Annotated in this window: 17 protein-coding genes and 4 tRNA genes; 17 read left to right on the forward strand and 4 right to left on the reverse strand. The window is 63.0% G+C overall.

Going from position 1 to position 20,678, the window contains the following annotated elements:
* The first annotated feature begins 115 nt into the window (after positions 1–115).
* The 3 genes from pyrC to BMY30_RS16540 all read left to right on the forward strand — a co-directional run bounded on the left by pyrC (position 116) and on the right by BMY30_RS16540 (position 2,812).
* Positions 116–1,153: a dihydroorotase gene (gene pyrC / locus BMY30_RS16530; protein ID WP_089715745.1), complete on the forward strand. Its 1,038-nt coding sequence runs from the start codon at positions 116–118 to the stop codon at positions 1,151–1,153.
* Positions 1,154–1,263: 110 nt separating this feature from the next.
* Positions 1,264–1,566 carry a helix-turn-helix domain-containing protein gene (locus BMY30_RS16535; RefSeq protein ID WP_089715747.1) on the forward strand — a complete coding sequence of 101 codons (303 nt, stop codon included), beginning with the start codon at positions 1,264–1,266 and terminating at the stop codon, positions 1,564–1,566.
* The gene (locus BMY30_RS16540; RefSeq protein ID WP_089715749.1) at positions 1,556–2,812 is read left to right on the forward strand and encodes a type II toxin-antitoxin system HipA family toxin; all 1,257 of its coding nucleotides are present in this window, start codon (positions 1,556–1,558) and stop codon (positions 2,810–2,812) included. The genes BMY30_RS16535 and BMY30_RS16540 overlap by 11 nt, the downstream gene beginning before the upstream one ends.
* Here BMY30_RS16540 and BMY30_RS16545 read toward each other — a convergent pair.
* A complete protein-coding gene (locus BMY30_RS16545) occupies positions 2,739–3,701 on the reverse strand; it encodes an alpha/beta hydrolase (protein ID WP_089715752.1) in 963 nt (320 codons plus the stop codon). The two genes, BMY30_RS16540 and BMY30_RS16545, sit on opposite strands and share 74 nt — an antisense overlap.
* Positions 3,702–3,961: 260 nt before the next feature.
* Positions 3,962–4,822: a bifunctional methylenetetrahydrofolate dehydrogenase/methenyltetrahydrofolate cyclohydrolase FolD gene (folD, locus tag BMY30_RS16550; protein ID WP_089715754.1), complete on the reverse strand. Its 861-nt coding sequence runs from the start codon at positions 4,820–4,822 to the stop codon at positions 3,962–3,964.
* A 173-nt stretch (positions 4,823–4,995) separates the two neighbouring features.
* Here folD and BMY30_RS16555 point away from each other — a divergent pair.
* From BMY30_RS16555 to BMY30_RS16605, 11 genes are all read left to right on the forward strand, one after another.
* A tRNA-Pro gene (locus BMY30_RS16555) sits at positions 4,996–5,072 on the forward strand.
* 69 nt (positions 5,073–5,141) lie between these two features.
* A tRNA-Arg gene (locus BMY30_RS16560) sits at positions 5,142–5,218 on the forward strand.
* Between the two features lie 74 nt (positions 5,219–5,292).
* Positions 5,293–5,367, forward strand: a tRNA-His gene (locus tag BMY30_RS16565).
* Between the two features lie 24 nt (positions 5,368–5,391).
* A tRNA-His gene (locus BMY30_RS16570) sits at positions 5,392–5,466 on the forward strand.
* A 262-nt stretch (positions 5,467–5,728) separates the two neighbouring features.
* On the forward strand, positions 5,729–7,090 hold the full coding sequence (gene tig / locus BMY30_RS16575; protein ID WP_089715756.1) for a trigger factor: 1,362 nt from the start codon (positions 5,729–5,731) through the stop codon (positions 7,088–7,090).
* Between the two features lie 88 nt (positions 7,091–7,178).
* Positions 7,179–7,799, forward strand: coding sequence for an ATP-dependent Clp endopeptidase proteolytic subunit ClpP (gene clpP, locus BMY30_RS16580; protein WP_089715759.1), 621 nt, complete (start codon positions 7,179–7,181; stop codon positions 7,797–7,799).
* 143 nt (positions 7,800–7,942) lie between these two features.
* Positions 7,943–9,223 (forward strand): ATP-dependent Clp protease ATP-binding subunit ClpX, encoded by a 1,281-nt coding sequence (gene clpX, locus BMY30_RS16585; protein ID WP_089715761.1) that lies wholly within the window; start codon positions 7,943–7,945, stop codon positions 9,221–9,223.
* Positions 9,224–9,402: 179 nt separating this feature from the next.
* Positions 9,403–11,811, forward strand: a complete 2,409-nt coding sequence (lon, locus tag BMY30_RS16590) for an endopeptidase La (RefSeq protein WP_089715763.1) — start codon at positions 9,403–9,405, stop codon at positions 11,809–11,811.
* Positions 11,812–11,988: 177 nt separating this feature from the next.
* Positions 11,989–12,261, forward strand: coding sequence for an HU family DNA-binding protein (locus BMY30_RS16595; protein ID WP_089715766.1), 273 nt, complete (start codon positions 11,989–11,991; stop codon positions 12,259–12,261).
* A 182-nt stretch (positions 12,262–12,443) separates the two neighbouring features.
* The gene (locus BMY30_RS16600; RefSeq protein ID WP_089715768.1) at positions 12,444–14,264 is read left to right on the forward strand and encodes a SurA N-terminal domain-containing protein; all 1,821 of its coding nucleotides are present in this window, start codon (positions 12,444–12,446) and stop codon (positions 14,262–14,264) included.
* A 145-nt stretch (positions 14,265–14,409) separates the two neighbouring features.
* Positions 14,410–15,435, forward strand: a complete 1,026-nt coding sequence (locus tag BMY30_RS16605; protein WP_089715771.1) for a CobW family GTP-binding protein — start codon at positions 14,410–14,412, stop codon at positions 15,433–15,435.
* Between the two features lie 53 nt (positions 15,436–15,488).
* Here the strand turns inward: BMY30_RS16605 and BMY30_RS16610 are convergent, their stop codons facing one another.
* On the reverse strand, positions 15,489–16,250 hold the full coding sequence (locus BMY30_RS16610; protein ID WP_089715773.1) for a UDP-2,3-diacylglucosamine diphosphatase: 762 nt from the start codon (positions 16,248–16,250) through the stop codon (positions 15,489–15,491).
* Positions 16,250–16,747 (reverse strand): peptidylprolyl isomerase, encoded by a 498-nt coding sequence (locus BMY30_RS16615; RefSeq protein WP_089715775.1) that lies wholly within the window; start codon positions 16,745–16,747, stop codon positions 16,250–16,252. Before BMY30_RS16615 ends, BMY30_RS16610 begins: the two co-directional genes overlap by 1 nt.
* Positions 16,748–17,057: 310 nt before the next feature.
* Between BMY30_RS16615 and BMY30_RS16620 the strand changes: the two genes are divergently transcribed.
* The 3 genes from BMY30_RS16620 to BMY30_RS16630 form a co-directional block, all read left to right on the forward strand.
* On the forward strand, positions 17,058–18,770 hold the full coding sequence (locus tag BMY30_RS16620) for a glutamine--tRNA ligase/YqeY domain fusion protein (protein ID WP_089715777.1): 1,713 nt from the start codon (positions 17,058–17,060) through the stop codon (positions 18,768–18,770).
* 1 nt (position 18,771) lies between these two features.
* Positions 18,772–20,229, forward strand: coding sequence for a cysteine--tRNA ligase (cysS, locus tag BMY30_RS16625; RefSeq protein WP_089715779.1), 1,458 nt, complete (start codon positions 18,772–18,774; stop codon positions 20,227–20,229).
* Between the two features lie 226 nt (positions 20,230–20,455).
* Positions 20,456–20,678, forward strand: a 223-nt coding sequence (locus BMY30_RS16630; protein WP_139195545.1) for a transposase, incomplete at its 3' end; no start/stop codon positions are given.

Raw genomic sequence — 20,678 nt, forward strand, 5'->3', positions numbered from 1 at the left:
CCGCGCCCAGTACCCGCGGTTGAACAGTTGGGCCTTCTCGGGATGTAAGAGGGGTTACGATATACTGGTGCTCCTTGCCCATGACGACACCAACGCTTTCGCTACAGGACCTGCCGTGAACTCGATCACCCTGACCCGCCCGGACGACTGGCACCTCCACCTGCGTGACGGTGAGGCCATGGCCGCCGTGGTGGCGGCCAGTGCCCGCCAGATGGGTCGCGCCATCATCATGCCCAACCTCAAGCCGCCGGTGACCACCACCGAGCACGCGCTGGCGTATCGAGAGCGGATCCTGGCGGCGCTTCCTGCCGGGGCCGCCTTTGAACCGCTGATGACGCTCTACCTGACCGACAAGACGCCGGCTGAGGAGATCGAGCGGGCGCATGCCAGCGGCCTGGTGCAGGCGGTAAAGCTCTATCCCGCTGGAGCGACCACCAACTCGGCCTCCGGTGTCACCGACCTGGCCCATTGCGATGCGGCCATTGGCGCCATGGCACGGCTGGGTATTCCGCTGCTGGTGCATGGCGAGGTCACCGACGCCGACATCGACATTTTCGATCGCGAGGCGGTGTTCATCGAGCGGGTCATGAAGCCGCTGCTCGAGCGCCATCCGGATCTCAAGGTGGTCTTCGAGCACATCACCACGGCCGATGCCGCCGACTTCGTGGCTGCGGCGCCGGCCAATGTGGCCGCGACGATCACCGTGCATCACTTGCTGTTCAATCGTAATCACATGCTGGTGGGCGGCATCCGCCCGCATTACTACTGCCTGCCGATCCTCAAGCGCGAGCGCCACCGCCAGGCGCTGCTGGCCGCTGCGACCTCCGGCAGTCCCAGGTTCTTCCTGGGTACCGACAGTGCCCCCCATGCCCGCGGTGACAAGGAGAGTGCCTGCGGTTGTGCGGGCGTCTACACCGCGCCCGCGGCCCTGGAGCTGTATGCCACCGCCTTCGAACAGGCCGGCGCCCTGGAGCGCCTCGAGGGGTTTGCCAGCCACTTCGGTCCCGATTTCTATGGCTTGCCGCGCAACCTCGATACCGTGACCCTGGTTCGCGAGCCCTGGCAGTTACCCGAAACGTTGCGCTATGCCGAGGGCCAGACCATTGTGCCCCTGGCCGCCGGCGAGACGCTGGAATGGAAGCTCAAGGTGTAGGGGCATTTCCGAGGTAGATATAGAAATTCCCCATCGCGGGTTGTCTTCGCCGCATCTTGCATCTTATATGTTGCTATACTTCTCAATATACAACATAAAAGGTGCATTGAATGACCCTTCTCGACCAGCTTCGGCGCCGCCGTCAGGCGCTCGAGCTTACCCAACAGGACGTCGCGTCGCGGACCGGGATGACGCGACAGCACTACCAGAGGCTGGAGGCGGGGGGGAATCCGCGCCTCGATACGCTCACGCTGGCAGCGGATGGCGTCAATGCCCGCTTGATGCTGATTCCGGTGGAAAAGTGGTATGCCGTCAAGGCGCTGCTGGAGGATAGTGAGTCGGCGGCTCCCGCCCTCGATGTCGACCCCTGGCAGGGGTTGCTGGGTGACGAGGAGAGTGGCCATGACGGATGAACCTGTCCAGATGCTGGCGCTGTCGTTACATGGCCATCGCGTCGGCTATCTGGCGGGTTACCAGGGGGGGCGAAATGTCATGGTGTTCGACGAGGCCTGGCGTCTGGATAGCGAAAGACCCACCCTGACCTTGAGCCTGATGCAGAACGCTCCCCGAGCCGACACACTCATGGCGCGGCCCTGGATTCGCCAGCAACGTCTCCACCCTTGGTTCTCCAACCTTTTGCCCGAGGGGGCCCTTCGCGAATGGCTGGCCTCACGACTCAAGGTGCACCCGGATAATGAGTTTCCCTTGTTGGCTCGCCTGGGGCATGACCTGCCGGGCGCGCTAGTGGCAACACCGGTCCAGCCGGATGAGATGCCTGAGTGGGTGCTTTCTCATCGTCGTAGTGTGACGCCGGTTCCGCATCAGGCGAGTGCGGCAGCAGGTTTCTCGTTGGCCGGTGTGCAGATGAAGTTCTCCATGCTCGAGCATCAGGGCCGCTTCAGACTTTCGAATGGGGATGAGTCCGGGAACTGGATCATCAAGCCGCCTTCTGCCCGCCACCCCTGGTTGCCTGAGGCGGAGTTCACCTCCATGCGGCTGGCCGAGAGTGCTGGGGTCGAGATTCCTGACATCCGGCTGATCTCGCTGGAAGCCCTGGATGGCTTGCCTGATATCAACTTGCCCGACGAGCCCCATGCCTATGCGATTCGCCGTTTCGACCGTTTGCGGGAGGGGCGGGTTCATACCGAGGACATGGCGCAGGCTCTGTTTCGTCATCCCCACGAGAAGTATGACGGACCAAGCTATGAGCAGATGGGTCGCTTGTTGCGGGAATTCACCGGGGATGGGTTGGCGTCGGTTCAGGAATTTGCTCGTCGATTACTGGTGAATATTTTGCTGGCGAACGGAGACGCTCATCTCAAGAACTGGAGCTTGCTTTACCCGGATCAGCAGACGCCTTTGATGTCACCGGCCTATGACATCGTGACGACGCAGGCGTATATCGGAAGTGAGCGCGAGGTGGCCCTCAACCTGAATGGAAAGAAGGATTGGTATCGGCTCAACGGGGATGACTTCCGTCGTTGGTCGGAGAAGGTCGGGGTGTCCTGGCCATCCATTCGGCAAGTACTGGCCGAGACGGTCGAGAGAGCCAGGAGCCAGTGGCCGTCACAGCTTTCGTCACTGCCTATGGCTGAGGAGCATCAGCGAGTGTTGAGGGCACACTGGAAGCTGTTGGCGCCGGAGTGGCGTATCCGCTGAGAGACGCAAGGAAGGCAATGCCGGCCTCGATGGCGTTGCCACGGGTCAGGAAGCTGGTGAAGTGCCCACGGTAGTGCTGCAGGTAGAGCTCGCTCTTCACACCATGGGCGAGCAGCTCGGCGTGGAAGTCGGTGGCGTGGTCTACCGGCACCAGGCTGTCCCAACGGCCATGGAAGAGGAAGTGGGGCGGGGTGTCGTCATCGACGTGATAGATCGGCGAGGCCAGCCGGTATGCCTCGGGCTTCTCGGCACGAGTGCCGCCGATGAATTCCACCACCAGGCGTCCGTCATCGAACTTGAGCAGATCGCTGGGCAGACCGCCACTCAGCACGGCGGTTAACCGGGTTTGCTCGCCGCCGTACGGTTCCGTCAGGGCTTCGACATTGCCGGATACCCCGAGGAGGCTGACCAGATGCGCGCCGCTGGAGTAGCCGACGCCGACGATGCGGTCGGTGTCGATGCGCCATTCATCCGCCCGTTCATGGATCCAGGCCATGGCCTGCTGGAGGTCATGGAGCTGGGCAGGGAAGCGGTATTGCGGGGCAAAGCGGTAGGCGATGTTCACCGTCACGTAGCCGCGTTCGGCGAACCGCTCGGCAATCTCTTCCATGTCGTCGGGGCTGCGCCGCTGCCAGCCGCCGCCATGCACCAGCAGCGCCGCTGGGCGCATATGGCCTGACGGGGTGTCGGGCAGCAGGACGTGCGCCTCGAGAGCCTCTGGCCAGTCTTCCGGCGTGTAGGTGAGAGGAGCCAGGCGCTGGAAGGCATAGTCGGCTGATTCCGAAACATCCGAAGCCGTGACCGGTCCGTTACTATCCAGATGGGTAGCGCAGCCGGTTATCAGCAACGACAGGCCCAAGGCTAGCCACCACTTCTTGTTGTCGATCATCGGGTCGGCCTGTCGAGTCGTGAAAGCGGGTCAATTTAACCAAATTCGCCGAAAAGTGCGCGTTATTGTAGGAGCACTCGGTTCGACGCCTCGACTTGCAGCTCGATTGGTGCTGTGCCATAGAAATCGCCGTGCAAGTCGTAGCGTCGAGCCGACAGGCCCTACAATCCTCGGTAGATTGCTGGGAGCTACTGTGGGAGCTGTGCTTGCACGGCGATTGGTGGCCTCGCCATGAATCTACAAGGTGGGCTTCATTGCCCTTAGGCCTCCGCATCATGCATATCGGCGGCCTGCAGGGTGTTCTCGAGCAGGGTGGCAACGGTCATGGGGCCGACGCCGCCAGGGACTGGGGTGATCCAGCTGGCGCGCTCGGCGGCGGGGGCGAAGTCGATGTCGCCGATCAGGCGGCCGTCTTCCTGGCGGTTGATGCCGACGTCGATGACGATGGCGCCGGGCTTGATCCATTCGCCCTTGACCAGGCCGGGCTTGCCGACCGCGACCACCAGCAGGTCGGCGCGCCTGACGTGCTCCTCCAGGTTCTGCGTGAAGCGATGACAGACGGTAGTGGTGCAGCCGGCGAGCATCAGCTCCAGCGACATGGGACGGCCGACGATGTTGGAGGCGCCGACCACGGTGGCATCCAGCCCACGGATCTCGAGGCCATTCTCTTCCAGCAGGGTTATCACGCCCTTGGGGGTGCAGGGGCGAAGTAGCGGCATGCGCTGGGCCAGTCGGCCGAGGTTGTAGGGGTGGAAGCCGTCGACATCCTTGTGGGGCAGGATGCGCTCGAGGATCGGACGGGAGTCCATGTGCTCGGGAAGCGGTAGTTGCACGAGGATGCCGTCGATGCGTGGGTCGTCGTTGAGCTGGTCGACCAGGGCCTCGAGTTCGTCCTGGCGGGTATCCGCCGGCAACTGATACTTGAACGAGTGGATGCCGGCTTCCTCGCAGGCGTGGTGCTTGTTGCGGACGTAGACGGCAGAGGCGGCGTCCTCGCCCACCAGAACCACGGCCAGTCCGGGAATGCGCCCTCCGGCCTCGCGGCGTGCCTGCACCTGGCGAGCGACCTGCTGGCGGACTCGGGCGGCAATGGACTTGCCATCGATCAGTTGGGCGGTCATCGAGCTTCCCTCTGCTGGGTGATGGGGCGATGGATTTTCGCATGCCGGGCCAAGAAGGCAAAGCAGTCGAGCGGCAATGGCGCGCTTCTCGCTTGACGCGCGGGGAAAGTTCCGTAGAATACGCAGCGCTTGACGAGGCCCCTGCGGTGGCGTCAGGGCCGTGCAAGAGCCGGCGGGGTGTAGCGCAGTCTGGTAGCGCGCCTGCTTTGGGAGCAGGATGTCGGGGGTTCGAATCCCTCCACCCCGACCACAACCTGTTGATTGGAAAGTTTTTATTTTCCCGTTTCGGGTTGCGGTCAGGCGCTCTGATACATAGAATGCGCCCATAGCTCAACCGGATAGAGCAACGGCCTTCTAAGCCGTAGGTTGCAGGTTCGATTCCTGCTGGGCGCGCCATGTATCGCATGGAGTGACCGGTAACGGGTTGTGGCCTAGTCGTCAGAGCTTTCAGCAAGACCCTTGTCGTAGTGGTGGATGTAGCTCAGTGGTAGAGCCCCGGATTGTGGCTCCGGTGGTCGTGGGTTCGATCCCCATCATCCACCCCATCTCGACATGATCTCCAGGCAGTGGTGGATGTAGCTCAGTGGTAGAGCCCCGGATTGTGGCTCCGGTGGTCGTGGGTTCGATCCCCATCATCCACCCCATTGCCTCCCTCAGCAGGTTTCGTTTCTCCCGGTTCATCTCTTCCTGATGCCTCATTCGCATCGTGGTGCTCGTCGTCCCGCCTTTTCGATGCCGATCGCGGCAGACCCACGTTCAGAAAAATCCCCGTCATGCCCCTTGTAATATGCCGTCAGGCCCCCACCTGTACAGGCACGGCTTGCCAGTATCGGGCGGGATTCTTAGAATCGGCCCTTTGAACCTTTCACGCTTCCACAGAACGCCCCAGTCGGTAGAGGACATTCCATGCAAGTTTCCGTCGATACGACCTCCAACATTGAACGCCGCATCAAGGTCCAGGTGCCGGCCGCCGAGGTCGACGAGGCCGTTGCCGCCCGTCTCAAGGATGCCGCCAAGACCGTGCGCCTGGACGGCTTCCGCAAGGGCAAGGTCCCGATGTCGGTGATTCGCCAGCGCTATGGTGCCGGTGTGCGCGACGAGGTGGTGGGCGAAGTGATGCGCGAGCGCTATGTGCGTGCCATCTCGGAGAACGAGCTCAATCCGGCCGGCTATCCGCAGATCGAAGCCAACGTCAATGAGGCAGGCAAGGATCTGGAGTTCACCGCGACCCTGGAGATCTACCCCGAGATCGATCTGGCGTCCATCGAGGGCACCGAGATCGAGCGTCCGGTGGTCGAGGTGACAGAGGCCGATGTCGACGAGATGATCGACACCCTGCGCAAGCAGAATGCCGGCTGGGAAGAGGTCGATCGCGCCGCCGAAGAGGGCGACCAGATCACCATCGATTTCCAGGGCTTTTTGGGCGATGAGCCCTTCGAGGGTGGCAGTGCCGAGGGGCACGAGCTGGTGATCGGCTCCAACAGCTTCATCCCCGGCTTCGAGGAGCAGCTGATCGGTGCCAAGGCAGGCGAGGAGAAGGAGATCAAGGTCACCTTCCCCGAGGACTACCAGGCCGAGCAGCTGGCCGGCCAGGAAGCGACCTTCAAGGTCAAGGTTCACGCGGTGAAGGGCCAGGCCCTGCCCGAAGTGGATGCCGAGTTCGTCGAGAAATTCGGCGTCGAGGATGGTGACTTGGACAAGTTCCGCGCCGAGGTCAAGAAGAACATGACCCGTGAGGCGACCCAGGCCATCGACAATCGCGTCAAGCAGCAGGTGCTCGAGGCCCTGAAGAAGGCCAACGACATCCCGGTGCCCCAGGCGCTGGTCCAGCAGGAAACCGAAGGCCTCAAGCGCCAGGCGGCCCAGCAGTTTGGCCTGGGTGAGGACTTCGATGTCAGCCAGCTGCCCGATGAGCTGTTCGCCGAGCAGGCCAAGAGCCGCGTCCAGGTAGGCCTGCTGCTGGCCGAGGTCATCAAGGACCACGGAATCGAGGCCAGTGACGACGAGATCAAGGCCAAGGTCGAGGAGCTGGCCCAGCAGTACCAGGACCCCGAGCAGGTGGTCGAGTACTACATGGGCAACGACCAGCTCAAGACACAGGTCCAGTCGGCGGTCCTCGAGGAGAAGGCCGTGGATGCCCTGCTCGAGCAGGCCAGCGTCAAGGACGTGGAAATGAGTTACCAGGAAGCCCTCGCCGCTGCCCAGCAACAGGGCGAGGAAGACGAAGAAGCCGAGGCCGAAGAGCAGGACGAAGAGAAGCAGGCCTGATCACGCCGCGGCATTGCCTGCTCGGCCAAGCGACCGGGCAGGATTCACCCTTACGCTTCCATTCATCGGATCCAAGGACATCACCCAGATGAGCAACCCGTTCGATATTCAATCCGCCGGTGGCCTGGTGCCCATGGTGGTCGAGCAGAGCGCGCGCGGCGAGCGGGCTTACGACATCTATTCCCGCCTGCTCAAGGAGCGCGTGATCTTCCTGGTGGGCCCGGTGGAAGACTACATGTCCAACCTGCTGGTGGCACAGCTGCTGTTCCTGGAGTCCGAGAACCCGGACAAGGATATCCACCTGTACATCAATTCGCCGGGTGGCTCCGTGACGGCGGGCATGTCGGTCTACGACACCATGCAGTTCATCAAGCCCGATGTCTCCACCGTCTGCATTGGCCAGGCGGCAAGCATGGGCGCACTGCTATTGGCCGGCGGTGCCGCGGGCAAGCGTTACTGCCTGCCCAACTCGCGGATGATGATCCACCAGCCGCTGGGTGGCTACCAGGGGCAGGCCTCGGACATCGAGATCCACACCCGCGAGATTCTCGGCATCCGCGACAAGCTCAACCAGATCCTGGCGCACCACACCGGCCAGGAGATCGAGACCGTCGCACGGGATACTGACCGCGACAACTTCATGAATGGTCCGCAGGCCGCCGAGTACGGCCTGATCGATGCGGTGCTGGAACAGCGGCCGACATCCTGATAGCGTGAATCTTATGTTACAGTGAGCTTCATCCTAGTGACCTTCATGCACTGAGACGTTTCCCGGTGGCCGCGGCCGCCGTGGTGAACCCGACGCCCCATGAGCCATACTTTGGGGGGCGTCATTATGAAAGAGGTAAGCGAATGGCCGACGGCAAAGGCAAGGACGAGGGCGGCAAGTTGCTCTACTGCTCGTTCTGCGGCAAGAACCAGAACGAGGTACGCAAGCTGATCGCCGGTCCGTCCGTGTATATCTGCGATGAGTGTGTCGACCTCTGCAACGACATCATTCGCGAGGAGGTGCTCGACGCCGATGCCGAGACCGATGAGGAGCGCCTGCCCGCTCCCCGCGAGATTCGTCACACCCTCGATGATTATGTGATCGGCCAGGACCGCGCCAAGATGGTGCTGTCGGTGGCGGTCTACAACCACTACAAGCGCCTGCGCTACGGCGCCAAGGACGACGCCGTCGAGCTCGGCAAGTCGAACATCCTGTTGATCGGCCCTACCGGCAGCGGCAAGACGCTGCTGGCCGAGACGCTGGCGCGGCTGCTGAATGTGCCCTTCACTATCGCCGATGCCACCACGCTCACCGAGGCGGGCTATGTCGGCGAGGATGTCGAGAACATCATCCAGAAGCTGCTGCAGAAGTGCGACTACGATGTGGAGAAGGCCCAGCGCGGCATCGTCTACATCGACGAGATCGACAAGATTTCGCGCAAGTCGGACAACCCGTCCATCACCCGTGACGTTTCGGGCGAGGGCGTGCAGCAGGCGCTGCTCAAGCTGATCGAGGGCACCACCGCCTCGGTGCCGCCCCAGGGCGGACGCAAGCATCCCCAGCAGGAGTTCCTGCAGGTCGATACCGGTAACATCCTGTTCATCGTCGGCGGCGCCTTCGCCGGGCTGGACAAGGTGATCCGGGATCGCGCCGAGAAGGGCGGCATCGGCTTCAATGCCGAGGTCAAGAGCAAGGACGAGACCAAGGGCGTCGGTGACCTGCTGCTCGACGTGGAGCCCGAGGACCTGGTCAAGTTCGGCCTGATCCCCGAGTTCGTCGGTCGTCTGCCGGTGATCGCGACGCTGACTGAGCTCACCGAGGATGCACTGATCCAGATCCTCACCGAGCCGAAAAACTCGCTGATCAAGCAGTACGCCCGGCTGTTCGAGATGGAGAATGTCGAGCTGGAGTTCCGCGAGGATGCCCTGCGGGCGGTGGCCGGCAAGGCCATGGCACGCAAGACCGGCGCCCGCGGGCTGCGCTCGATCCTCGAGTCGGTGCTGCTCGATACCATGTACGAGATTCCCTCTCTCGAGGGAGTATCCAAGGTGGTGATCGACGCTTCGGTCATCGGTGGCGAGAGCGAGCCGCTGCTGATCTACTCCCAGCAGGAGGCGCAGCGGGGCGACGGTACCGACGGCTGATACGCCGGACGCACGACGCCCTGATGAGGGAGCGGCTCCATCCGCGAGGTGTCCAACTGGCACTCGGGCGATGGGTCCGCTCCCTTCTTTGTGCGCTCTGGCTCATGTTGCCTTGCAATGGCGCCGGTTCGCCCCCACTCCTTGGGTATCCATCCGATTTCGTGTGAGGAACGTCTGCGATGCAGCAGAACGCTGAACAGACCCTGAGTCTGCCCCTTTTGCCACTGCGCGATGTGGTCGTCTATCCGCAGATGGTCATTCCACTGTTCGTCGGCCGCGAGAAGTCGATCCAGGCGCTCGAGGCGGCCATGGAGGCCGACAAGCGCGTCCTGCTGGTGGCCCAGCGTGAGGCCAGCAAGGACGACCCCGATAACGAGGACATGTTCGCCATCGGCACCGTGGCCGAGATCATGCAGCTGCTCAAGCTGCCCGACGGTACCGTCAAGGTGCTGATCGAGGGTGAGTCCCGGGCCGACATCCGCGAGATCTTCGCCGTCGACGAGGGCTACAGCCGCGCCGAGGTGAGCCTGCGCGAGAGCGAACCGCTCAGCGAGCGCGAACAGGAGGCACTGGTGCGGGTACTGCTCAATCAGTTCGAGCAGTACGTGAAGATGTCGAAGAAGGTGCCCAACGAGGTGCTCAACTCGCTCTCCGGCATCGAGGATCCCAGCCGCCTGGTGGATACCATCTGTGCCCATCTGTCGCTGAAGATCGACGACAAGCAGCAGCTGCTGGAGATGGACCGGGTGCGCGACCGCATCGAGCACCTGATGGCGTTGATCGAGTCCGAGATCGACCTGCTGCAGGTGGAGAAGCGCATCCGCTCGCGGGTCAAGGAGCAGATGGAGAAGTCGCAGCGCGAGTACTATCTCAACGAGCAGATGAAGGCCATCCAGAAGGAGATGGGCGAGCTCGAGAACGTGCCCAACGAGGCCGAGAAGTACGAGCAGGCCATCGAGGAAGCCGGCATGCCCAAGGAGGCCCGCGAGAAGGCGCTCCAGGAGTTGGGCAAGCTGAAGATGATGTCGCCGCACTCCGCCGAGGCTACCGTGGTTCGCTCCTACCTGGATTGGCTGGTGGATGTGCCGTGGAAGAAGCGCACCCGCATCAAGCATGACCTGGTCCACGCCCAGAAGGTGCTCGATGAGGACCACTACGGTCTCGATGAGGTCAAGGCGCGCATTCTCGAGTACCTGGCGGTGCACAAGCGGGTCAAGAAGCTCAAGGGGCCGGTACTCTGCCTGGTGGGGCCACCGGGGGTCGGCAAGACCTCGCTGGGGCAGTCCATTGCCCGGGCCACCAACCGCAAGTACGTGCGCCTGGCGCTGGGCGGGGTGCGAGACGAGTCCGAGATCCGGGGCCATCGTCGCACCTACATCGGCTCGCTGCCGGGCAAGATGATCCAGCGCATGGCCAAGGCCGGGGTCAAGAACCCGCTGTTCCTGCTCGACGAGGTCGACAAGGTCGGCATGGACCATCGTGGCGATCCCTCCTCGGCGCTGCTCGAGGTGCTGGATCCGGAGCAGAACAACACCTTCAGTGACCACTACCTGGAACTGGACTACGATCTCTCCGAGACGCTGTTCATCTGCACGGCCAACTCGATGAACATCCCTGGCCCGCTGCTCGATCGCATGGAGGTGATTCGCCTGCCGGGCTACACCGAGGACGAGAAGCTGGCCATCGCCCGGCGTTACCTGGTGCCCAAGCAGCTCAAGGCCAACGGCTTCAAGGAGGATGAGCTGTCGTTCTCCGATGACGCGCTGCTCGAGCTGATTCGCTACTACAGCCGTGAGGCCGGTGTGCGCGAACTGGAGCGCCAGATCGCCAAGGTATGCAGAAAGGTGCTGCGCGAGCGCCTCGAGAAGGAGAGCCAGGAGGGCGCCCAGGCGCCGGTGCTGTTGGCAGCCGCCGATATCGAGCCCTATGCCGGCGTACGCCGCTACAGCTATGGCCTGGCCGATCAGGAAGACCAGGTTGGCCGGGTGACCGGCCTGGCCTGGACCTCGGTGGGCGGCGAGCTGCTCAACATCGAGTCGGTGATCACCCCCGGCAAGGGGCGTCTGGACAAGACCGGCTCGCTCGGCGACGTGATGAAGGAGTCGGTGAGTGCGGCACAGACCGTGGTGCGCGCCCGGGCACTGGCGCTAGGCATCGACCCGGAGCGCTTCGAGAAGGAGGACCTGCACATCCACGTCCCCGAGGGTGCCACGCCCAAGGACGGCCCCAGCGCGGGCGTCGCCATGGTGACGGCCATGGTATCGGCCTATACGGGGCGTCCGGTACGTTGTGACGTGGCCATGACCGGTGAGGTCAACCTTCGCGGCGAGGTGATGGCGATCGGCGGACTCAAGGAGAAATTGCTGGCCGCCAGGCGCGGTGGTATAAAGACCGTGTTGATACCCGAGGAAAACCGCCGCGACCTCAAGGAGGTTCCGGAGAATATCAAGGAAGCCCTCGATATTCGTCCAGTTTGCTGGATTGATGATGTCCTCGAGGTGGCTCTGGCCGAGAAGCCGGCGCCGAAAAAGGAGGAAACTCGGGCGGAAGACTCCACCTCCTCAGCGTCGATGGTCAGTACGCACTAACAATAAATATCTCCCCATACCGAAGTCTAAACCCCGGTATGGCGGGGTTTGGCAAGGAAGGTCGCTTGACAGATCTTTCACCGCATTGCTATAAACTAACGCTATGCTGTGATCGCGTCAGTCAGCCGAATGTATCGCCGATTAGGGCCATTTTTACGAAAAGTCAAGGGGTGAAGTGTGAACAAATCCGAGCTGGTCGAAGCCATTGCCGCGTCTGCCGATATTCCCAAGGCGGCCGCATCACGCGCACTGGATGCCATGGTCGATACCGTGACCGACAGCCTCAAGAAGGGTGACAGTGTTTCCCTGGTGGGTTTCGGTACCTTCCAGGTGAAGGAGCGCGCCGCCCGCACCGGCCGTAATCCGCAGACGGGTCAGCCGATCGAGATCAGTGCCGCCAAGGTGCCGAGTTTCAAGGCCGGCAAGGCGCTCAAGGACTCCGTCAACTGAGCCGACGGCGCCTGCCGCACCACTGACGGTTGGTTCCCTAACAGGCGCATCGCAGAAGCGATGCGCCTGTTCTTTATTGTGGCGCCCATTTTCGGCCACGTTCAGCGTTGCGGGCGTCGCGTGATGCCTGGTGATGCGTATAATGTCCCGCGACCCGACTCACTTGATTCGCAGAGGCCTGCATGCTGCAAAGTATTCGTGACCGCTCCAGGAGCTGGGGCGCGAAGATCATCATCGGTGCCGTGGTCGTGACCATGGCACTCTTCGGCGTGGAATCGCTGGTCGGGCTGCTGGGCAACAGCGGCGACGAGGTCGCCGAGGTCAACGGCGAGGTGATTACCCGTCAACAGCTGGAAATGGAAGTCCAGCGAGCGATCCGCAGCGGTCAGGTGCCGCCCGAGCAGGAGCGCGCCCTGCGGGTCGAGATGCTCGACATGCTGATCACGGACCGCCTGCTGACCCAGTATGCCAATGAGGGTGGCTTGCATGTCTCCGAGGAACAGCTCGACCAGCTGATCGTGAATTTGCCAGAATTCCAGGACGCCAATGGTCGCTTCGACCGAGACGTGTTCCGCAATCGCCTCGCCAGTGCCGGCTTTACGCCGCTGACGTTTCGTCAGCAGCTACGTGTCGATGTTAAGCGCCAGCAGCTCCAGCAGGGCCTGGCGGTGAGTGACTTCACCCTTGAGGAAGAGCGCGAGCGCCTTGCCGCGCTGCAGCGCCAGACCCGCAGTTTCCGCTACCATGTCCTGGTGCCGGCGGATCTGGAATCGCCGCCCGAGGTCGATGAGCAGGATCTGAACGCCTATTACGACGCCCACGAGGCGGATTACCGGCGCCCCGAGCAGGTCAAGCTGAACTATGTGGTGCTAGATCGCCAACAGATGGCCGAGGACGCCGAGGTCAGCGAGGAGGCACTGCGTGAGGCCTGGGAAGAAGGCGCCGCTGAGGCCGACCGCCGCGTGTCGCACATCATGGTTACCTTTGGAGATCAGCGCAGTCGTGAAGAGGCCCAGGCTCTTCTCGAGCAGGCTCAGGAGAGACTCGCCGAGGGCGAGGAGTTCGCCGAGCTCGCCGCCGATGTGTCCGAAGACACCTCCACCAGCGCTGCCGGTGGCGATCTGGGCGTGATCTCCCGCGGTTTCTTTGGCGAGGCGTTCGAGTCGGCGGCCTTTTCCCTGGACGAGGGCGAGGTGTCGGAGATCGTCGAGACCGACAATGGCCTGCACCTGATCAAGGTCACCGAGCTGGACCGCCCCTCCTTCGAGGAGAGCCGCGAACAGCTGCGTCGCCAGCTGGCCAGCGAACAGGTCAGCGACGCCTTCAATGAGCGGGCCCAGCGGCTGATCGACGACAGCTTCGCCGCCGATGATCTGGCCAGTGTGGCCGAGGACCTGGGACTGGAGCTGCAGCAGAGCGACTGGATCGGACGCGATGACGGTGAGGGTATGCTGTCCGAGCCGGGCGTGATGGAGCAGGCCTTCAGTGGCGATGTGCTGGAGGAGGGCTATAACAGCGAGGTTATCGAGCTGGACGCGGACCGCCGCCTGGTGCTGCGGGTGGCCGAGCATCGCGAGGCGACCACGCTGCCGCTGGACGCGGTTCGTGACGAAGTCGAGGCGGCGGTGCGCCGTGAGAAGACCCGAGAGGCGCTCATCGAGCTGGCCGCTGAACGCGTTGAGCGCCTGAGTGCTGGGGAATCTCTGGAGATCGACTGGCAGCAGGCCGAGGACGTGAGCCGCCAGGGCGGGAGCAATCTCTCCGATGCGCTGATCCAGGCGGCCTTCCGCCTGCCGCATCCCGAGGGTGACTCCCCGGTCTACGGCCATGCATTGGACGGCGAGCGGGTGATGTTGATCGCTTTGGACGAGGTGCAGCCCGGCGAGCCGAACGAGGAGGTCGAGTCCTTTGTGGCGCGCATGGCCGAGCGGCTGCGGGCCCAGGCGGCCATCCAGGGCCTGCTCGACGACCTGCGCGAGGAGGCGGAGATCGAACGGCGATAAGATCCGCCAAGCGCCGAGCTGCAAGCAAACCCCGAAGGTCTCGGCCTTTGGGGTTTGTGGTTTCTTGAGAGCATTCCACAGTGACAGCCGCTTGGCCGCTTGGCCGCTTGGCCGCTTTACTGCTTGACCTTTCTGGAGATCGCCGATGTCCGCTCCTCTGACGAATGTGCCTGTCCACCTGGTTGCCGGGTTTCTGGGGAGCGGCAAGAGTACCTTGATCCGCCGACTGATCGAGCAGAAGCCCGAGGGGGAGCGTTGGGCGGTGGTGATCAACGAGTTCGGTCGAGTCGGGATCGACCAGGCGATGTTCGCCGAGCGCGATGACCTGGTGGTCAAAGGGCTACCGGGTGGCTGCCTCTGCTGCCAGCTGGCTTTCGTGCTTCAGACCTCGCTGGTCACCCTGTTGCGTCGCTACCGGCCGGATCGGCTGATCATCGAGCCCTCGGGACTCGGGCATCCGGCAGGGCTGCTCGACGTGTTACGTGGTGAGGGCTTCGCCGGAGTGCTGGACGTCCGGGATATCATCACGCTGCTTGACCCGCGGCGCCTGGATGATCCGCGCGCCCGGCAGAACGAGACCTTCCGCGATCAGCTGGCCATGGCCGACGGGGTAGCCTTGACCATGACCGATCTGGCCACCGCCGATCAACGTCGGGCGGCGCGATCCTGGCTAGATGAATTATGGCCGGTCAAACGCTGGATCGCCGAGGCGCCCCATGGGGAGCTGCCGCTCTCCCTGCTGCTGGATGGTCGACGGCATTCAAGCTCTACGGATGCTGCTTCGTCCACTCACCAGGCGGCTCGTTCGGAAGCGGCGACACTGGTGCTGGAAGACGTCGAGCTTCACGAGCCGGAGCGTGGCAAGCCGCTGCGGGAGGAGGGTGCCTCGCTGGGGCATGCCACCCTCGGCTGGCGCTGGCACGCCTCCGAGATCTTCGACCTGGATCGGTTGACGACGCTGCTGGAGGCGCTGCCCGCCGGGCTTCGCGTGAAAGGTGTGCTGCATACGGAAGATGGCTGGAAGCTCTACAACCGCGCCGAAGGCACGGTCAGCCAGACCGAGACGGCCTGGCGGCGGGACTCGCGACTCGAACTGATCGGCGAGGCGGGCAGCCTGCCGGCAGCTGAGGAGTTGGAGGAGAAGCTGGCAGGTTGTCTGGTCAACCGATAACGACTCGGTTCTTGCAGGAGCGCTCGGTTCGACCTCCCGACGTTCAGCGCGATTCAGGAAAGAGAGAATGCCTGCAGCTTAGGCTCGCCACCGTCCTCGATGACAATCTCCCAGCCCTTGCCGGGCTGCCAGTCGCCCAGCACATAGCGCTTGGCCGGCTGGCCGTCGACCTCGAGCTCGTGCACCGCAGGTCGGTGGGTGTGGCCATGGATCAGCGTCGTGACGCCGTGCTCAGCCATTACCTTCACCACCTCCTCCGGGGTCACGTCCATGATGTCCTCGGCCTTGTTGGAGTTGGCCTCGCCGGATTGCTCACGCAGCTGCCTGGCCAGGGCGATGCGGTCCTGGATCGGCATCGACATCACCTGCTCCTGCCACAGCGGGTTACGCGCCTGGGCCCGAAATGTCTGGTAGGCCTCGTCTAGGGTACAGAGGCTGTCGCCGTGCATCAGCAGGACCCGCTCGTCGCCGAGCGCCACCACGCTGGGGTCTGGTAGCAGGCTGGCACCGGCCTCATTGGCGAAACGCGCACCCAGCAAGAAGTCGCGATTGCCGTGCATCAGGTAGATTTCCGTGCCGCTCTCGGACAGGCGTCTGAGGGCAGCGGCGATGCGCGCCGCCAGAGCGGCGTTGCCGGTGGGGTCTTGATCGACGAGGTCGAGCAGGTCGTCGCCGATCCAGGCTTCGAAGAAGTCACCGAGAATATACAGGGAGTCACAGCCTTGGGCGCGCTCGTCCAGCCAGCTCAGGAACCCCTCGGTAATCTCGGGGGCGCCGGGGTGCAGGTGCAGGTCGGATATCAGAAGGGTTGTCATCACTCTCCCTTGACGTAGGCCTTCTGGATGATCACGTCTTCGGCGGGAACGTCAGCGTGCATGCCGCGACGGGTGGTGGGCACAGCCTTGATCTTCTCGACGACATCCATGCCGTCCACCACCTCGCCGAACACGCAGTAGCCCCAGCCCTGGATATTCTTGCCGCTGTGATTGAGAAAGTCGTTGTCGGCAATATTGATGAAGAACTGGGCAGTGGCGGAGTGCGGGTCCTGGGTGCGGGCCATGGCCAGTGTGCCGGTGGTGTTCTTCAGGCCATTGTCGGCCTCGTTCTCGATCGGATCACGAGTAGGTTTCTGATTGAAGTCGGTGTCGAAACCGCCCCCCTGGATCATGAAACCCGGGATCACGCGGTGGAAGAGGGTGCCATCGTAGAAGCCGTCGCGGACATACTGCTCGAAATTGGCGGCGGTCTTGGGTGCCTTGTCGTAGTTCAGCTCGACGGTGATGTCGCCGAAATTGGTCTGCAGTACGATCATCAATACGTTCCTGTGTGGTGTAAAGGTGGCTGCCTTGGCGTTGCCCATGGCTGTGACGCTATAATACCGATTTTGCTGCGATTCGCGAAGCGAGTCCGCTTGAACCGGAGGCGTTAGACGTTGCCCGCGGCGAGGGGCGCCGGGGATAAGCCGAAGAGGAGGTCCTACGCCAGGGATGGCGTCGGTAGCGCCCAGGGATGGGTTCACAGCGCCTCCTCGCAGGCTTGTCGCCGGATCAGCCCCGAGCGGTGCAGGCTTTCTTCAATATCACCGGTACCCCCCTTCCAAACCAGAGGTCGTTTTCTCCGTCATGACCACCGATACCACCAGCGCGCCGAACTTCATCCGCAACCAGATCCGCGAGGAGATCGAGGCCGGCCGTACCGGGAAGATCGTCACCCGTTTCCCGCCGGAGCCCAACGGCTTTCTGCATATCGGCCACGCCAAGTCGATCTGTCTGAATTTCGGGCTCGCCGAGCACTTCGGTGGCGACTGTCATCTGCGCTTTGACGACACCAATCCGGCCAAGGAAGAGCAGGCCTACATTGACGCCATCAAGGCGGACGTCCACTGGCTGGGTTTCGAGTGGGCGGGCCCGGTGCGCTTCGCTTCGGACTATTTCGACCAGCTCTACGCCTGGGCGCAGCATCTGGTGCGCGAGGGCAAGGCCTATGTCGACGATCTCTCGCCGGACGAGATCCGCGAATATCGTGGCACCCTCACAGAAGCGGGGAAACCGAGCCCCTATCGCGAGCGCAGCGCGGACGAGAACCTCGACCTGCTAGAGCGCATGCGCACCGGCGAGTTCTCCGAGGGCGAGAAGGTGCTGCGGGCCAAGATCGACATGACCGCGCCGAATATCAACCTGCGCGATCCGATCCTCTACCGTATTCGCCATGCCAGCCACCACCAGACCGGCGACAAGTGGAAGATATATCCCTCCTACGACTTCACTCACGGCCAGTCGGACGCCATCGAGGGGGTGACCCACTCGATCTGTACTCTGGAGTTCGAGGATCACCGACCGCTCTACGAGTGGTTCCTGGAAAACCTGCCGGTGCCGGTGAAGCCCCGCCAGATCGAGTTTGCCCGGCTCAATCTCAACTACACCCTGACCTCCAAGCGCAAGCTCAAGCTGTTGGTCGACGATGACATCGTCGACGGCTGGGATGATCCGCGCCTGCCGACCATTTCCGGCATGCGGCGTCGTGGCTATACGCCGGCCTCGATCCGTAAGTTCTGCGAGATGATCGGCGTCACCCGCGCCGACGGCGGCCTGGTGGATATCGCCATGCTCTACCACGCCATCCGCTCGGATCTCGAGGACAATGCGCCTCGCGCGATGGCCGTTCTCAAGCCGGTGAAGATCGTGCTGACCAACGTGCCGGAGGACTTCGAGGAGGTCTATGAAGTGCCTGGCCACCCGGCCCGCGAAGACATGGCAGTGCGCAAGGTGCCGCTCACCCGGGAAATTTTCATCGACCAGGATGACTTCTTGGAGGAGCCGCCCAAGAAGTTCTTCCGATTGGCGCCGGGCAAGGAGGTGCGCCTGCGCAACAGCTACGTGATCCGCTGTGACGAGGTGATCAAGGATGCCGCCGGCGAGATCAACGAGCTGCGTTGCTCGGTGGACTTCGACACGCTGGGCAAGAACCCCGAGGGGCGCAAGGTCAAGGGCGTGATCCACTGGGTCAGCGCCGAGCACGGCGTGCCCATGGAGGTTCGCCTCTACGATAATCTCTTCCTCGAGGAGCAGCCCGACAAGGACAAGGATGCCGACTTCCTCGAGCATCTCAATCCCGAATCGCTGGTCACCGTGCAGGCCATCGGCGAGCCGAGCCTGGCGGATGTCGAGCCTGAGACTCGCTTCCAGTTCGAGCGGGTGGGCTACTTCTGCGCCGACCGCCACGCCAGCCGTGGCGACCGGCTGGTATTCAACCGCACCGTGGGGTTGAAAGACACCTGGGCCAAGGTTCAGAAGCAGGAAGCCCAGAAGAAAGCACAGGACGAGAAGAAGGGCTGACATGCAGATATACAACACGCTGACCCGTCGCAAGGAGTCTTTCACGCCCATCGAGCCGGGCAAGGTGCGCATGTATGTCTGCGGCATGACCGTCTACGACTACTGTCACCTGGGCCACGCCCGGGTGCTGGTGGCCTTCGACGTCATCACCCGCTACCTGCGTCAGCGCGGCTTTGACGTCACCTATGTGCGCAATGTCACCGACATCGATGACAAGATCCTTCGGCGCGCCGACGAGAACGGCGAGACGATCGGCTCGCTCACCGAGCGCATGATCCAGGCGATGCACGAGGACGAGGCACGGCTCGGCGTGCTGCCACCGGATCACGAGCCTCGCGCCACGCGGCATATCGACGACATCCTCGACATGATCGAGACGCTGATCGACAAGGGCTACGCCTATGCGGCGGACAACGGCGACGTCTACTACCGGGTACGCAAGTTCGAGGGCTACGGCAAACTCAACAACCGCGATCCGGACGAGATGCGCGCCGGTGCACGCATCGAGGTGGATGAGCACAAGGATGACCCGCTCGACTTCGTGCTCTGGAAAGCCGCCAAGCCGGACGAGGCGAGCTGGCCCTCGCCCTGGGGCGAGGGGCGGCCCGGCTGGCACATCGAATGCTCGGCCATGTCCCGATGCTGCCTGGGTGAGACCTTCGATATCCACGGCGGCGGGCCGGACTTGACCTTCCCCCACCACGAGAACGAGATCGCCCAGTCCGAGGCGGCCAACGGCAAGCCCTTCGTCAATACCTGGATGCATGCCGGAGCGGTGCGGGTGAACCACGAGAAGATGTCCAAGTCGCTGGGCAACTTCTTCACCATCCGCGAGGTACTCGACCACCATGACCCCGAGGTGGTGCGCTACCTGCTGGTGGCCAGCCATTACCGCAGCCCGATCAACTACGCCCCCGAGTCTCTCGCCGAGGCACGCAAGTCGCTGGAGCGTTTCTACAACTCTCTTGAAGGGCTTGCTCTCGAAGGGCTGGCGCTTGAAGGCCTGTCTATTGAAGAGCGGTCCCTGCAAGGCATCGAGCCCGTGGAGGAGGAAGTGGATGGCCGCTTCCAGGAACGCTTTACTGCGGCCATGGACGACGATTTCAATACCGCCGAGGCGCTCTCGGTGCTCTTCGACCTGGCCCGCGAGCTGAACCGCGCCAGGAAGGAGGCCCCCGAGCAGGCCCCGGTGCTCGCTGCCGAGCTCAAGCGGCTGGGCGGCACCCTGGGCCTGCTGCAGCAGGACCCGGCGACCTTCCTCAAGGGTGGGGGCTCTGACCTGCCGCTCTCGCAAGACGAGATCCGGGCCAAGATCAACGAGCGTTCCGAGGCCAAGCAGTCAAGGGACTTCGCCACCGCCGATGCCATCCGTGACGAGTTGGCGGCACTCGGCATCATCCTCAAGGACTCTCGTGAAGGCACCAGCTGGGTGTTCGAGAAGCCCGACCGTGAGCTGTAGGCCATGCGCTTGAAGCTGTAGGACATCCGGCTCGTTTCAAGGCGGGCCAGTGTTTCTCACGGCTATCTAACATATCATCCCGATTGGGCACTATACTGCTCAAAAAGGTGGTGTTTTTTTAATTTTGTGCTCTATGGAAACGCTGCACAAATCTCGCCGCAGCTGCCTGATGGGTACCGGCGGGGTATAATCTGACCTTCCTGCCACCGTCTGACAGAGCCACCCGATGAAGCAGATCTCGTTCGCCCAGGCTGAGCACCAGAACAAGAAGAAGGTTACCCGCCGAGAGCGGTTCCTGGCCCAGATGAATGCCCTGGTGCCATGGCAACGACTGATCGACGCACTGTCGCCGTCCTACTTTCCGAATTCGGCAGGCAAGCGGGGCCGGCCGCCGATTGGCCTGGAGCGAATGCTGCGGATCTACTTCCTGCAACAGTGGTACGCCCTCG

This window comes from Halomonas daqiaonensis (assembly GCF_900109725.1).
In the GTDB taxonomy this organism is placed as follows: Bacteria; Pseudomonadota; Gammaproteobacteria; order Pseudomonadales; family Halomonadaceae; genus Halomonas; species Halomonas daqiaonensis.

Coding starts and splice junctions, on each gene's coding strand:
- BMY30_RS16535 (WP_089715747.1), top strand. CDS start 1,264: ATGACCCTTCTCGACCAGCTTCGGCGCCGCCGTCAGGCGCTCGAGCTT.
- BMY30_RS16540 (WP_089715749.1), top strand. CDS start 1,556: ATGACGGATGAACCTGTCCAGATGCTGGCGCTGTCGTTACATGGCCAT.
- BMY30_RS16545 (WP_089715752.1), bottom strand. CDS start 3,701: ATGATCGACAACAAGAAGTGGTGGCTAGCCTTGGGCCTGTCGTTGCTG.
- folD (WP_089715754.1), bottom strand. CDS start 4,822: ATGACCGCCCAACTGATCGATGGCAAGTCCATTGCCGCCCGAGTCCGC.
- tig (WP_089715756.1), top strand. CDS start 5,729: ATGCAAGTTTCCGTCGATACGACCTCCAACATTGAACGCCGCATCAAG.
- clpP (WP_089715759.1), top strand. CDS start 7,179: ATGAGCAACCCGTTCGATATTCAATCCGCCGGTGGCCTGGTGCCCATG.
- clpX (WP_089715761.1), top strand. CDS start 7,943: ATGGCCGACGGCAAAGGCAAGGACGAGGGCGGCAAGTTGCTCTACTGC.
- lon (WP_089715763.1), top strand. CDS start 9,403: ATGCAGCAGAACGCTGAACAGACCCTGAGTCTGCCCCTTTTGCCACTG.
- BMY30_RS16600 (WP_089715768.1), top strand. CDS start 12,444: ATGCTGCAAAGTATTCGTGACCGCTCCAGGAGCTGGGGCGCGAAGATC.
- BMY30_RS16605 (WP_089715771.1), top strand. CDS start 14,410: ATGTCCGCTCCTCTGACGAATGTGCCTGTCCACCTGGTTGCCGGGTTT.
- BMY30_RS16610 (WP_089715773.1), bottom strand. CDS start 16,250: ATGACAACCCTTCTGATATCCGACCTGCACCTGCACCCCGGCGCCCCC.
- BMY30_RS16615 (WP_089715775.1), bottom strand. CDS start 16,747: ATGATCGTACTGCAGACCAATTTCGGCGACATCACCGTCGAGCTGAAC.
- BMY30_RS16620 (WP_089715777.1), top strand. CDS start 17,058: ATGACCACCGATACCACCAGCGCGCCGAACTTCATCCGCAACCAGATC.
- cysS (WP_089715779.1), top strand. CDS start 18,772: ATGCAGATATACAACACGCTGACCCGTCGCAAGGAGTCTTTCACGCCC.